Below are 14,378 nucleotides of genomic sequence, written 5' to 3'. Positions count from 1 at the left end.
AAAAAGCAGATAACCAAAAATTATTTCTCTTTGTCTTTTGTTTCATCCAAAATCAGCTTATGGTTTTCAAATTGTATTTCTTTTCGCCAGGTATGAAGAGTTGCATAAGTAAATAGCCCAATCCCCACCCAAATAAATGAAAAAGCAAAAAATTGTTCGCTTGTGTAAGGTTCATTGAAAACAAAAATAGCCAACAACAGCATCATGGTAGGATTTACATATTGAATGAACCCTAAAATAATATAGGAGATCCGCTTAGCAGATTCTGCAAAAAGCAGCAAAGGAATCGCTGTAACCACTCCTGCCCCCATCAATAAAAGATTCGTTGATCCTTGATACGTCATAAATCCTGCAGGAGAAAACCCAACTAAATAAATAAGAGCAGCTGGTAAAATCACTAACGTTTCAATTGTTAACCCAGTATAGGAGGAAAGAGATAACCCTTTCTTGATTAGACCGTAAATACTAAATGAAAAAGCCATGACTAATGATGAAACTGGAATCGTCCCCGTCTGTATCGTCAGTAAAATCACTCCAATAAATGCAAACCCACATGCAATTTTTCCTAGACTTCCTAGGGGCTCTTTCAAGACGAGCGTGGCTAATAATACATTGACAAGCGGATTCATATAGTAGCCTAAGCTTGCCTCGGTCACCCGCCCTTGATTTACCGTATAGATAAAGGTGAACCAATTCACCGAAATAAAAATTGCCGCTAAAATAATGGTCCCAAGTTTTTTCTTATCTTGCCACAGCTGCTTACATTCATTTAGAAAATCCGATGTTTTCTTTGTCACAAGGATATAAATAAGCATAAATACAAATGACCATATTACCCGGTATGCCAATATATCTAGTGCGCCTACAGTTGGCAGCAGCTTCCAGTACATAGGGATAATCCCCCATAAAATATAAGCTAAAAAGCCAGCAATAATTCCTTTTTTTGTCTCTTTCATACCATTCCCCTATTCCGTTTTTCATATAACCAATAAATAATTTTCCCTATCACTATGAGGTCAGACAGAAGTGTTCAACTCTGAGAACAGGTGCAGCGGAGTACTTCCATTCCCCATCTCGCTTTTAGAAATTGTTGCCACTCATCACGTAGTAAAGATGAATTCTTTCTATTTCTCACCTTTATCAAGATTTTATGAGGGTGGACTATAACTTAGATAGTTATGTCCCACCCTCGTCTATTTATTTTTTATTTAACAGACCGCTTCACAGATAAAAAAGACTGAATGCAACAAGTTTTTTCCAATGGATAGCACCATTTAAAAAAACTATCACTTATTCAGTCTTTTTTTCTCTTTTTAAATGTCTAATCAAATTCTTTTTCTTCTAATCGGAAGAGCGGACTCATAGGCGTATTTTCATGAATTCGCTTGACAGCCTCACCCATTAACTGCGAACAAGTAATAATGGTCAAGTTCTCAGGATGTTTTTCTTCTGTTGTCCAAACAGAGTCTGTAATACAAATGTCTTTAATAGGTGCAGCATCTAAAATTTCTTTTGCAGGAGGAGATAACAATCCATGTGAAGCACATGCGTGAACTTCTCTAGCACCATTTTTCTTTAAGACAGTCGCACCATAAGCAAATGTTTCTCCCGTATTTAATATGTCATCTACCATGATACAAATCTTATCTTCAACATTCCCAATGACATAGCCTGTTTCGGGATTATCCTCTTCACTCTGATCTATGATAGCAAGTGTAGCATTCAGATATTCAGAAAGACTGCGTGCTCGCTGAACACCACTATTTTTTGGTGAAACAACAACAATATCGTCTCCTGTAAGCCCCAATTCGCGATAGTAGTGAGCAAATAATGGCATCGTAAACAAATTATCTACGGGAATATCAAAGAATCCCTGTACCTGTACTGCATGTAAATCAAGTGTCAATACCCTTGTAGCCCCAGCTTCCTGTAACATATTTGCTACAAGTTTTGCCGTAATCGGCTCATGCGGTTTTGCCGTTCTATCTTGTCTTGCATAGCCATAATAAGGCAGCACTACATTAATCGTTTTCGCACTTGCACGTTTCATTGCATCAATCATAATAAGCAACTCTAAATAATTATCATTTACCGGTGCATTCGTTGACTGGATTAAATACACATGGTCCCCGCGGATACTTTCTTCAACATTGATAGAAATTTCTCCGTCACTAAATTGTTTAACCACACTCTTTCCTAATTCAGTCCCAAAAACTTTAGCAATTTTTTCTGCTAAAGGACGATTCCCATTAAGACTAAAGATTTTTAGCGTCCCGTCTTGATATTTTTTGCTCATATGATCCTCCCAAAGATTATTTTCATCTAATTCTATCATATTTTTAAAAGAAATTCTGTGAAAAAGACGTATTTAGTAAATGAAAAGAGAATTCATTTCTTTCCCTATTTTATTGATTAGGGTAAAGAAACCGTTCCATTTCCCCAGCTTGCGTGAATAACTTTATTGTAGTTTCCCCAATTATCATGAATTTTATAGTAACGTGTACCATCAGATTTTTCTAAATAAGCATAAGCCGTTACCCAGTGGTTTCCATAGGTGCTTCCTAGGATTTTTAAGATTCCTACAGCGACTGGTTTGCCCTGTTGGATTCTTTTAATCGCTCGATTCCATGAGCCAATGACCGTCGTTCGAGCACGATAGTTTAACTTAAAGTGATCAAAATAACGAGATAACCCAAATCCGACTTGAAAAGGGATGGTCGGTAAGCCATGAGGTTGGATAAACCGACGTAAATAGCCTGCTAAATCCTCATAGCGATTTTCATTTTTTTCTCGTAATCTGCTTGGGATGATAGCCTCATCAAGATAATCCTGATAGTAGGCTAACAAAACTGTAGAGGCATAGGTGCCACATAAATAACCTGAAGGTGTTCGCCAGTTTCGATAAGCAAAAAAGCGATTTTCTGGTATGCCTACCCATTCATCATATCGTTTATTTTCAGAGTGATGCGTTTGGGTCTTAGATTGTGACTTTTGATTTGTCATTTCATTTTCAACTGTTTGAAGAGAAATCAGTTCTTTTGTCACCAAATGTTGGAAATCAGCTTCACATTTTTGAAAATAGTTCAATGGACCACCATAATAATTTTCTTGATTATCTGAATAAGGAAAAGAATTTTCTGATAAACAATATTCAATTAGTTGACCCGAAGGAACGCCAAAAATTGCGTAGCTATCATTTAAGAACACGATTGCTAGAGCATTGATTTGGCAATAAAAATCGGAAAGGTAGACTATTTTTTTTACTGCCTGCTGTTCTCCTTCAATCGTCAAAAAATAAGTAGGGATAGACTGTACTCGTCGCATGTGAACACACCTTTCTTTTTCTATAGCTTACCTCATTTTTACGAATAAATAATGAATTTTTACTTTTTTATTTTTAGCATTCAAATTTTTCATTTGTTTAAACTTCATTTTTGTTCTATTGTAATAATACAACTATCTATTACTGTTAGTTCCTATAGAAGATAGGTGGATAAAAAGGAGGCACTTTGGATGAGTACAAGTAATTTACTAAAAAAAGATTTTTATGAGTATGTCAATCACGAATGGCTAGAAACAGCAGAAATTCCAGCGGATAAGCCAGCTACTGGCGGGTTTCAAGATTTAGCTGTTGAAATTGAAAAACTTCTTATGAAAGATGCGAAAGAGATGGTGCAAAACCAATCAATTATTCCATCAGATTTAATGAAGGAGTTTATTTCCTATTACAAACTTGCAACTGACTTTGAAAAACGGGAAAAAGATGGAGCGGCTCCTGTGCTTCCAATTCTTCAAACCATTGAGAAGTTACAAACACTCAATGATTTAAATGAGCAGTTTCCTCAATGGGAGCTTTCAGGATTGCCCCTTCCTTTTTCGTTAGAAGTGGATACAGATATGAAAAACGCAAAGGTCAATGCCTTATTTGCTTCTGCCCCTGAGCTTATTTTACCAGATAAAACTTACTATGAAGACGGACATGAAGGTGCTTCACAATTGATGAGTGTGTTCTTTGATATGATGGTGCATCTTTTCAAGCTCACTGGAAAAGATGAAACAGAAGCTGACGTGATTGTGGAGCAAGCAATTGCTTTTGATAAGCTACTCGCTCCTCACGTGAAAAGTGCAGAAGAGTCAGCTGACTACAGCAAAATGTATAATCCTCAGTCATTTGATACGTTTGTAGCTCATAGTTCAGAATTAGACCTTACTAAGCTTATTGAAGGTCTGATTGGTACAAAACCAGATAAGATAATTGTTACAGATCCTATGTTTTTTGATGCATTTAATAAGATTGTCACGCAGGAAAATTTTCCTCTTTTAAAGAGCTGGTTGTTAGTGATGACTCTTCAGCAATTTAGTAGCTATCTTGCAGAAGAGTTTCGACAAACGAGTGGACTGTATAGCCGAACCTTATCTGGCGCAGAAGAAGCAATGCCGAAAGAAAAAGCTGCCTATTATTTAGCGAGTGGTCGATTTAGCCAAGTAGTCGGAATGTATTACGGGAAAAAATATTTTGGCGAAAAAGCTAAACAAGACGTACACCACATGGTTGAAAATATGATAGCCGTCTATAAATCTCGACTTAAGCGAAATACTTGGTTAAGTAAATCAACTAAGGAAAAAGCGATTGTAAAATTGGATGCTCTAGGAATTCAAGTTGGCTATCCCGATGAAATCCCTGCTATTTATCAACAATTTAAAACAGTCTCCGCAGAAAATGGTGGCTCTCTTTTAGAAAATGCTCGTACATTCAGCGAGATTGTCATAAAAGATCACTACAGTCAATGGAATCAGCCTGTTAGACGAAACGAATGGGAAATGAGTGCAGATACAGTTAATGCTTATTATCACCCATTTAGGAACATGATTGTCTTTCCGGCAGCGATTCTTCAAGCGCCGTTTTATAGTTTAGAACAATCAAGTAGTGCTAATTATGGCGGGATTGGTGCCGTAATTGCGCATGAAATTTCTCATGCATTTGATAATAATGGTGCCTTATTTGATGAGTATGGAAATTTGAATAACTGGTGGACGGATGAAGATTTCGCTCATTTTCAATCTCTCGCAAAGGATATGATTAATCAGTTTGATGGACTTCCCTTCGCTGGCGGGGTTGTTAACGGCAAGCTAACTGTCTCTGAAAATATTGCAGATGCTGGCGGATTAAGTTGTGCCTTAGAAGCTGCAAAGCAAGAAGACGCTGTCAATTTACCAGAATTCTTTATGAACTGGGCAAAAATTTGGCGGACAAAAGCTAAAAAAGAATATCAACAATTACTCTTGTCTGTTGATGTACATGGACCAGCAAAGTTAAGGGCAAATATTCAGCCTAAGAATTTAGCGGACTTTTACACCACTTTTGATATTCAGCCAGAAGATCCGATGTATCTTGCACCAGAAAAACGCGTTAGTATCTGGTAAGCATATAGTTAAATAGCGCCGTCATGAATGTAATGCCACATTCATGGCGGTGCTTTCATTTATACAAGGTATTTATCCACTCGTTTCCACACTCTCTAGTCATTATTTTCTGCATCTTCTCAGAAAATAATCACCGTCTACTATTCAAGCGATTAGCCTCAGGTATATCCTTTGACTGTTAGAAAACCATCTAGTTAGTTTTTAGCACGCTTCGTATTTATGAAAAAAATGAGTGACTCTCCCATTTTCTGGAAAAATCGCTCATTTTGAGTATTTTGATTCAATTTTTATTTTATTTCTGCACCCAATGTATTCTTAAAATGTTTTAAAGCCCACTTGTGCCCCATTGGATCAAAGCTTGCGACTGCTTCTTTATAAATCACTAATTTATACCCTAAGTTATAAGCATCAACTGCGGTGTGAAGCACACAGATGTCAGTGCAAACGCCTGTTAAATGAAGCTCCTTTATGCCTCTTTCTCTCAAACGGATATCTAAGTCCGTCCCGCTAAATGCAGAATAATGACGTTTATCTATCCAATAAATTTGCGGATTTTCTTTATTCGTCTCATAAATAGCAGACAAAGATCCAAACAAGTCTCTTCCAGAAGTCCCTATGACATTATGCGCTGGGAAAAGATGGTTTTCAGGATGATAGGTATCCATAGGATCATGCGCATCAATAGCAAAAACAACATAATCTCCAGAATCAATGAAGGATTGGGTTACTTTTGTAAGAGCTTCTTCAATAGCTTGACCAGAATCTCCAGTCGTTAATTTTCCATCTGTTGCGACAAAGTCATGGGTGTAATCAATCGAAAGTAAAGCTTTCATTTGTACGCCTCCTATACTAGATGTTTTGCAAAAGCAATCACCATTTCAGCAGATCGTTTTCCCGCTTCTTCTATAAATGCATCAAAGCTTTGTGTCGCGGCTTCATCCGCTGTATCGCTAATTGCGCGAACAACAAGAAAAGGAATATTGAACTGCTGCGCCGTTTGAGCAATGGCAGCTCCTTCCATCTCACAAGCAAGAGCCTCTGGAAAATGTGTCAAAATTTGCTCCATCTTTTCCGGAGAGTTGATAAAGCTATCACCTGTCACAATTAGTCCTTCCCTCACATTATGGCTAGTCGCTTTTGCAGCTTTGCCCATCTCTGCTTTCAAATAGCTGCTTGCTTCATAATATAAAGGCATCCCAGGCAATTGACCAGGTTCATAGCCAAATCCTGTAACATCCACATCAAAATAAGCTAGTTTCTCTGAAATAACTAAATCTCCTACATGCAGTCCTTCACCAATTCCTCCAGCAGAACCTGTGTTAATCACCATGTTTACACCATATTGCTGAATCAGTAAACTAGTTGTAATAGAAGAAAGAACTTTCCCGATTCCAGAACGAACCACAATAACTTCATGCTTGCCGATTGTTCCAGAAACAAACAGTGCACCCGCTCGTTCCCAAGAAACAGGCACTTGCATTGTTTCTCTTAAAATCTTGACCTCTTGTTCCATCGCACCAATAATCCCAATTTTCATTTGACTTGCCTCTTTCTTATAAGTAGATAACCATTAAAATAACCACGATCAACAACACACCAACGATTAGTATCGATTTATTCAAAAATTTATTTCGTTCGCGCATTTTAGTCTGTTCGCCTGAACGTGTCTTTGTTATAGGCTTTGCTTTTTTTTGCTCTTTTCGATAAAAGCTAGAAATTTCTTTTTCTTGTTGATTGTACTCTTTTTTTGCTTGCTTCATTTGTTGTTTGTTCTGCTTTTCCAAAACGTCTTCTTCTTCTGCACGTCTTTTCCGTAATTCAGAACGAGTGACTAAGGGACCATTCCCCATATCTCTTACACTCCCTTACTTCATTGATTATTTGACTAGCTGTAGCTCCCAGTATTGAATAGCGTAAAGTGTTTTTGAATCACAGATTGTACCTTTTTCAATCTCGGCCTTTGCTTCTTGAAGCGTCAGCTCATACAATTCAAGTACTTCATCATCATCTTGAGCTAGCGGATTTTCTACGCGGGCTAATTTTTCAGCATAATACATATACATTTTCTCATTTGAAAATCCCGGTGAAAGATACATCGAGGAAACATATGTCCATGTGTCCGCTTGAAATCCTGTTTCTTCCTCTAGTTCCCTTCTTGCAGTCTTTTCAGGCATTGTTTCTTCACCCGGGTCAATTTTCCCTGCTGGAATTTCTAAGATTACCTTCTCTAAAGGCTTTCTAAATTGTTTAACTAAAAGAATTTTCCCTTCATTTGTGATTGGAATAATTCCGACAGCGCCCTTGTGCAAAACTAATTCGCGCGTAGCTGTTTTCCCATCAGGTAATAGAACGTCATCAACGACTACTTCAATAACATGTCCTTTAAAAATATTTTTGCGTGCAATTGTTTTTTCTTCAAACTCTTCAAATTGTCGCATACTCTTCACCTAACTTTCTTTGCTATCATACCTGTTTCTAGAAACTTTTTCAATTTTTCTTTAAAGGAATCGGTCAATTCTTATAAATTCCCTAAATTCCAAAAATCCATCTTTAGTCCGATACTCTTTCTTAATCAAACTGTGCTAAAATAGTCTTGTAGTTAAGACAAATACGTTAGCAAAAAACGTACAATGTATCCCAATCTTCGGGATAGGAGGGAATTTAAATGAAAAAAAAGAAAACATCTCGTAAAGTGATTCTTTTGGTGGGGCTCACATTGATCCTATTTTTGGTTATTCCGTTAGGACGTCCAGTTATATTCGGTTTATTTCTACTCATTGGGTTACTACTCTTCACCTCTATTGTGTTTCGAAATAAAAAAGGGCCTGTAGAAGAAAGCCTACCCATACTAACAAAAGAAAAAGAATCTCATTATGCACAACTTGGCATGAGCAACAGTGAAATTGAGCTCTTTCGCAACACTATGAATCATGCAAAACAACATATTGTAAAGTTACAAGAAAATATGAATGGTACAGCGAAATTAAAAGCCATCGATCTTCGTCAAAATACAGTAAAAGCTTCTAAAGCTTTGTTTAAGGAATTGACAAAAGATCCAACGAAATTACATTCTGCTAGTCACTTTTTATATACACATCTGCCAAATATGGTTGATTTAACGAATAAATATATTGAAATCAACAATCATGAGTTAAAAAACAAACAAACTTATGAAAAACTTGAGGAAAGTGCTCAAATCATTGATCAAGTGGCTGCACTTATTGCTCAAGACTATCAGAAATTTGTTGAAGACGACCTAGAAGAGCTAGATGTTGAATTAACCGTTGCCAAACAAAGCTTAAAGCGAGATAATGGATTATAAAAGAGAATCTAGCCTCGGCTAGATTTTTTTGAAAAAAGGAACGATTGTATTAGGAGGAACGTTTATGGATGATTCAAAACAAGTAAAAGATGTTACACCAGTTAACGATACATTAGAGGATTTGTTAAACAATCCCTTTTCAACACCTGTAGACTCATTAACAGCTACACAGGAGACGGAGATTTCTGCATTAAAAGAACAGCAAGTAGCACCACGACTTATTGACAAGCTGCCTGCGGAAAGACAAGCTCAAGCTAAAGAACTTGCAGCAAAAATTGATACAACTGATGCGCAATCAATTATCAGCTATGGTTCTGCTGCTCAGACAAAACTAGGTGAGTTTTCTCAATCAATGTTAAATCATGTGCAGGCACAAGACATTGGACCTGTTGGTGATTCGTTAACGGAGTTAATGTATCGTCTTCAAGAAGCTAATCCTGATGAATTACGTGCAGGAGAAGGAAATATCTTTATGCGCGTTTTCGGAAAAGTAAAACAGTCAATTTATGAAGTCACCGCTAAATATCAAAAAATTGGAGCACAAATTGATAAAATTGCAGTAAAACTGGATAAAGAAAAAGATGGTCTTTTAAAAGATAACTTAATGCTGGAACAGCTTTATCAAAAAAATAAAGATTATTTTGATGCATTAAACATTTATATTGCTGCTGGAGAATTAAAGATGGAGGAATTACAGACAACCATCATTCCTGAAGCAATCAAAAAGGCTGAAGAAACACAAGAACAAATGGACGTTCAAATGGTCAATGACTATTCACAATTCTTAGATCGTCTTGATAAGCGTACACACGATTTACGGTTAGCTCGTCAAATTACGATTCAACAAGCACCACAAATTCGTTTGATTCAAAATACAAACCAGGCTTTAGCAGAAAAAATTCAAGCATCTGTCAATACTGCTATTCCATTATGGAAAAATCAGGTGGTCATTGCTTTAACCCTATTACGTCAAAAAGATGCAGTTACCGCACAACGACAAGTATCTGAAACAACGAATGACCTGTTGAAGAAAAATTCTGAAATGCTGAAAATCTCTGCGATTGAAACAGCCAAAGAAAATGAACGTGGCATTGTAGATATTGAAACGTTACAACAGACACAAAATGATTTAGTCGAAACAATTCAAGAAACTTTACGTATCCAAAAAGAAGGTACGGAAAAACGACGTGCCGCTGAAATTGAATTAGGACATATGGAAGAAGATTTAAAACAAAAGCTGTTAGAATTAACACAATAAACATAGACAGTAAAACCGCCACAGAAAAACGAGTAATCGTTCTCTGTGACGGTTTTTTATTTGCTCTGCTCTTTATCAAAAGCAGTTGACGAAAAACGCTATACTAGTGACTATCCTTCTTTTCTTTCGTATACGCTATGTCTATAGCCATAGCCAAAATAAATAGCTAACCCAACAACAATTGAAATCAAAAATACAATCCATGTTGCTGTATTCAGCCGCAACATTAAGAAAATACAGGTTAAGATGGAAACAAGTGGAAGAAATGGTACCCAAGGAACTTTAAACTCTCCTTTTTTAGGCATTCCTTCCATTTTTCTTAACTTCAAAATCCCTAATGACACCATAATTAAATACATCAGTGCAACAATATTGGTAAATTCAGCCAGTAAGTTTAGGGGAAATACACCCGCAAAAATCATTGCTACCACTCCTGCAACATACGTCGCATTTTTAGGTGTGCGTCGCTTTTCATCCAGCTTATTCATAAACTTAGGTAGCAAGCCATCCTTACTAATTGCATATAGCAGACGGGCCAACGAATACATCATCGAGATCGTTACTGTCAGCAAAGTTAAGATTGCCCCTACAGAAATGATCGAGCCGACAATTCCATGGTTCACATAGCGCATAGCAAAGGCAACAGGATCTTTTACATTTAATTGATCAAAGGGAACAATCCCTGTCAAAATTAACGTAACAACGATATAAAGTATCGTTGAGATAAGAATTGAGCCGATGATTCCTTTTGGCACGTCTTTTTGAGGGTCTTTTACCTCTTCAGCCGCCATTGCTACTGAATCAAACCCTAAGAATGCAAAGAACACAATAGCAGCTCCATCTAACACACCTGAAAAACCTTTTGGCATAAACGGTTGCCAATTGCCTGGTTTAATAAAAAACAAACCAAACACAATAAACAGCAAAATAATCCCAAACTTCACATAAACCATTAAGTTATTTAAACGCAAAGCTGTTTTTGCTTCAAGGGAAACCCAATATGTTACACAGATAACAACTAACACAGCAATTAAATCAACATACGTGCCGTTTTCTGCATTGTACGCAGCAGTTAGCGCCGTTGGAAGATGAATGCCTACACTGCTTAGAAATCCCTGCAGATAGCCTGACCAACCAGAAGCAACGGAAGAAATTGCTAAGAAACATTCGCAGATAAGAAACCAGCCTGTCATCCAAGCAGCAGCTTCTCCAAACACTACATAAATATAAGCGTAAGGTCCGCCTAGTACAGGAATTCTTGAAGCAAATTCAGCAAAAGATAAACCGGAAAGAATTACAACTAGCGCGGCGCAGACAAATGAAACGGTCAGCGCAGGACCTGCATTATCTGCAGCAGCAACGCCCGTTACAACAAAAATTCCCGTTCCAATAATTGCGCCAATCCCCAACATGATTAAATCTCTAGTTTTTAACTCTTTTTTCATGCCACTCAGTGGACTTCGTTCAATCGTCTTTTTTCGAAAAATATCCATTCTATCCTCCAACCGATTCTTCGACTTCAGCTAAGCCGTTTTCATATACCCTAAAAGAATACCACCAAGAATCACTAAAAGGCAACCAAGAATTACGTAGGTCATTTCTTTTCTCGTTTTTGTTTCTCCTAAGATAAAAATTCCTCCCAATGTTGAAATAATAATCCCCATTTGAGATAAAGAGAAGCTGACCGCCAGCCCCACTTTTTGAAGCGTTAGAAGCATACAAACATTTCCTGCACCCCATAAAAGACCGCAAATCATGTTTTTCCAAACAAACTGATTCACTTCAACTTTTTTAAATGCAAAGGCACTTGCTCCTGCCAACATACCAATACTCTGGGGTAAAATGACAGCTGCAGGATCAAGTTTTGCCCAAGTAATTAAAATAGTATAAGAACCATATCCAATCGTTGAAAAAATAAGTGCACGAAAGCCTTTACTAAAGTTTAACATCTTTTGATTTGTTTTCGGTTGGCTGTTATCATCCTGTCTTGCAGTCAAATAAGCCCCTGTGACTAAAAAAATTAATGCAAGAATGCCCATGAAATAATCTTTACTCTTTGTCCACTCATGAAAAAATACAGCTCCTGCAACGGTATTCAAAATGAGTTGCATCCCTGTAGAAAGGGGAAGCCCAACAGAAACACCCAAATGTTTCATTCCGTGAAACTGTCCATTTTGACCGATACTCCAAAATACTCCAGATAAAAAGCCAATCACGATCACCCAAATAGTAACTGTTGGCTGCAACACAAAAATAGTTACTATAGAAAACAAAAAGGCGCCGATTGTCATTCCTAGAGTTTGCTGATTCGCATCTCCACCAATTTTTCCACTAACCAATCCAATACTTCCCCATGCAAACATTGGGACTAATGCAATTAATATATCCATCTTGTTCTCCATTCTATCATTTTCAATACAAGCACTGAGTTTATCAATGAAAACGTTCGCTATACAAGAAAAAAACCGCGATTTTCACGGTTTTCTCACATTTCGAAAGTTATTTTATTTATTTTCTTGTTAAAATATCGGTTACAACCTCATCATTTTCACATGTCATCGGTCTCTTTGGAATAAAAGGTCAGCGCTGGAAAGAAAAGAGTCATCGTTGTCCCTTCTTTTTCAATGGAAGAAACACTTAGCTCTATACCAAGTTTTTCTGCAAGACTTTTAGCTAAGTACAAGCCTAATCCAGTAGAATGCTCTTCACTCAGACGCCCATTTTCACCAGTGAATCCTTTATCAAAAATTCGCCGTATATCCTCTTTAGGAATACCAATCCCTGTATCTTTTAGAGAAAGCGTAATGCCCTTTCCTCGTTTAGTGATGCTCACCACAATTTCTCCATTTTTTGGCGTGTATTTAATTGCATTACTCAAAATCTGACGAAAAATAAATGCCACCCATTTCCCATCTGTCAAGACAGTCTGATCTTCTCCAACGAATGAATAGTGGATATTTTTTTGAATAAAATAGTTTGCCTGACTTCTCATAACGGGTTGAATAAGTGCTTTTAAGGAATATTCACGAATAAGATAATCTCTTGAAAAGCTATCTAAACGTGCATAATACAATACCTGCTCCACATATTCGTCGATCTTGGACAGCTCATTTTCCAGCAGCATAAATTTGCTATCATCAATATCATATTCAATCGAATGAACAATTAACTGCGTTGCAGCCAGAGGAACTTTGATCTCATGCACCCAAGAATCGATATAATCTTTTTGATCTTGTTGATTACTGATAGCTGATTGCATAACTTCCTGATGCTCATGTATCAATTGATTAATATAATCTTGAACCAGTAGTTCTTCCTGTGTATCCGCGCCCTCTAAATAATTCTGGAGTGTAGAGGTTTCTTCTGTAATCGTTAATTTATCCCACCAGTTTTTTTTCAATACATAATGTGCCGCCATAAAAACAGCTAGCAGCACCCCTTCAACTAAAAATAAATAGCCGATAATTGACCAGTCAACTGAAAGCCCAGGAGTTAACCACATCACTAACCCGGTTAATGCCACAAAAAATAGCCACCCCACCAACAATAACCATTGATCTTTTATATATTTCCAGACAGTCATTTGTTCTCCTTATCTAAGGGACGATATAGCCTTGTCCAACCTTTGTCTCAATATAATTATCAAGCCCAGCCTGTTGAATCTTTTTCCGTAACCGATTGATATTCACAGTTAGGGTGTTGTCATCTACAAAGCGTTCATCATCCCACAATGCACGCAACAATTTTTCTCTTGTTAAAATTTTACCGTGCTGCTTCATTAAGATATATAATAAACGATATTCATTCTTGCTGAGATTAATCATCTCTCCATTAATTTCCATACTGCCATTGTCAACATTTAGCGTAATTCCATTATGAGTCATCGTTTCACTATTATTTTCCGCATAGTTATACGAACGGCGCAATAGTGCATTGATTTTTGCAATCAGGACATCAATCTGAAATGGCTTAGTAACAAAATCATCTGCTCCCATATTCATCGCCATAATCATATCCATGTTTGTGTTTCTACTTGAAATAAAGATAATCGGTACTTTGGACACTTCACGAATTTTTTGACACCAGTAATACCCATCAAATACAGGCAGATTGATATCTAATAATATCAGTTGTGGTTCTTCTTTTTCAAAATCTTCAAAAACATGATTAAAATCAGTGGTCCCAAAGCTGGTAAACTTCCATTTTTCCAATTCTTCCATTAATAGTTGGCGAATGACCGCCTCATCTTCTACTATCATAATTTTAGCCATTGTCTGACCTCCACTTCTTCTTTATTTTACCTTAATATTTTCATTTGGTCATTTCTATTGTCCAGAAAATAAAAAAAAGTTAAGGTATCTACTGTCCATTGAA

General features: G+C 37.0%; 14 protein-coding genes. 3 read left to right on the top strand and 11 right to left on the bottom strand.

Annotation, left to right across the window (positions count from 1 at the left end; all coding sequences use genetic code 11):
* Window positions 1-20: 20 nt before the first annotated feature.
* The 3 genes from rarD to I589_RS18580 form a co-directional block, all read right to left on the bottom strand.
* Window positions 21-956, bottom strand: a complete 936-nt coding sequence (gene rarD / locus I589_RS03985; protein WP_010769412.1) for an EamA family transporter RarD — start codon at window positions 954-956, stop codon at window positions 21-23.
* A 365-nt stretch (window positions 957-1,321) separates the two neighbouring features.
* Window positions 1,322-2,296: a ribose-phosphate diphosphokinase gene (locus I589_RS03980; RefSeq protein ID WP_010769413.1), complete on the bottom strand. Its 975-nt coding sequence runs from the start codon at window positions 2,294-2,296 to the stop codon at window positions 1,322-1,324.
* Window positions 2,297-2,412: 116 nt separating this feature from the next.
* On the bottom strand, window positions 2,413-3,324 hold the full coding sequence (locus I589_RS18580) for a hypothetical protein (RefSeq protein WP_010769414.1): 912 nt from the start codon (window positions 3,322-3,324) through the stop codon (window positions 2,413-2,415).
* Window positions 3,325-3,513: 189 nt separating this feature from the next.
* On the opposite strand from I589_RS18580, the gene I589_RS03970 reads away from it, so the two are divergent.
* Window positions 3,514-5,424: a M13 family metallopeptidase gene (locus I589_RS03970; protein ID WP_010769415.1), complete on the top strand. Its 1,911-nt coding sequence runs from the start codon at window positions 3,514-3,516 to the stop codon at window positions 5,422-5,424.
* 287 nt (window positions 5,425-5,711) lie between these two features.
* On the opposite strand, the gene I589_RS03965 is transcribed toward I589_RS03970, so the two are convergent.
* The 4 genes from I589_RS03965 to I589_RS03950 are packed head-to-tail and all read right to left on the bottom strand — an operon-like array spanning window position 5,712 to window position 7,862.
* A complete protein-coding gene (locus I589_RS03965) occupies window positions 5,712-6,257 on the bottom strand; it encodes a cysteine hydrolase family protein (RefSeq protein WP_010769416.1) in 546 nt (181 codons plus the stop codon).
* 11 nt (window positions 6,258-6,268) lie between these two features.
* Window positions 6,269-6,961 carry a 5'-methylthioadenosine/adenosylhomocysteine nucleosidase gene (locus I589_RS03960; protein WP_010769417.1) on the bottom strand — a complete coding sequence of 231 codons (693 nt, stop codon included), beginning with the start codon at window positions 6,959-6,961 and terminating at the stop codon, window positions 6,269-6,271.
* A 16-nt stretch (window positions 6,962-6,977) separates the two neighbouring features.
* The gene (gene macP, locus I589_RS03955) at window positions 6,978-7,274 is read right to left on the bottom strand and encodes a cell wall synthase accessory phosphoprotein MacP (RefSeq protein WP_010769418.1); all 297 of its coding nucleotides are present in this window, start codon (window positions 7,272-7,274) and stop codon (window positions 6,978-6,980) included.
* A gap of 27 nt (window positions 7,275-7,301) precedes the next feature.
* Window positions 7,302-7,862, bottom strand: a complete 561-nt coding sequence (locus I589_RS03950; RefSeq protein WP_010769419.1) for an NUDIX hydrolase — start codon at window positions 7,860-7,862, stop codon at window positions 7,302-7,304.
* 227 nt (window positions 7,863-8,089) lie between these two features.
* On the opposite strand from I589_RS03950, the gene I589_RS03945 reads away from it, so the two are divergent.
* A complete protein-coding gene (locus I589_RS03945) occupies window positions 8,090-8,746 on the top strand; it encodes a 5-bromo-4-chloroindolyl phosphate hydrolysis family protein (RefSeq protein WP_010769420.1) in 657 nt (218 codons plus the stop codon).
* 64 nt (window positions 8,747-8,810) lie between these two features.
* Window positions 8,811-10,004: a toxic anion resistance protein gene (locus tag I589_RS03940; protein WP_010769421.1), complete on the top strand. Its 1,194-nt coding sequence runs from the start codon at window positions 8,811-8,813 to the stop codon at window positions 10,002-10,004.
* Window positions 10,005-10,114: 110 nt separating this feature from the next.
* Here I589_RS03940 and I589_RS03935 read toward each other — a convergent pair whose 3' ends face one another.
* The 4 genes from I589_RS03935 to sapR form a co-directional block, all read right to left on the bottom strand.
* Window positions 10,115-11,497 carry an amino acid permease gene (locus I589_RS03935; protein WP_010769422.1) on the bottom strand — a complete coding sequence of 461 codons (1,383 nt, stop codon included), beginning with the start codon at window positions 11,495-11,497 and terminating at the stop codon, window positions 10,115-10,117.
* Between the two features lie 30 nt (window positions 11,498-11,527).
* Window positions 11,528-12,394, bottom strand: coding sequence for a GRP family sugar transporter (locus I589_RS03930; protein ID WP_010769423.1), 867 nt, complete (start codon window positions 12,392-12,394; stop codon window positions 11,528-11,530).
* Window positions 12,395-12,552: 158 nt separating this feature from the next.
* Window positions 12,553-13,587 (bottom strand): two-component system sensor histidine kinase SapS, encoded by a 1,035-nt coding sequence (gene sapS / locus I589_RS03925; protein ID WP_010769424.1) that lies wholly within the window; start codon window positions 13,585-13,587, stop codon window positions 12,553-12,555.
* 13 nt (window positions 13,588-13,600) lie between these two features.
* On the bottom strand, window positions 13,601-14,275 hold the full coding sequence (gene sapR / locus I589_RS03920) for a two-component system response regulator SapR (protein ID WP_010769425.1): 675 nt from the start codon (window positions 14,273-14,275) through the stop codon (window positions 13,601-13,603).
* Between the last annotated feature and the right edge of the window lie 103 nt (window positions 14,276-14,378).

This window comes from Enterococcus phoeniculicola ATCC BAA-412, from assembly GCF_000407505.1.
Taxonomy (GTDB): domain Bacteria; phylum Bacillota; class Bacilli; order Lactobacillales; family Enterococcaceae; genus Enterococcus_K; species Enterococcus_K phoeniculicola.
This window is presented reverse-complemented; position numbering and strand designations above follow the sequence as displayed.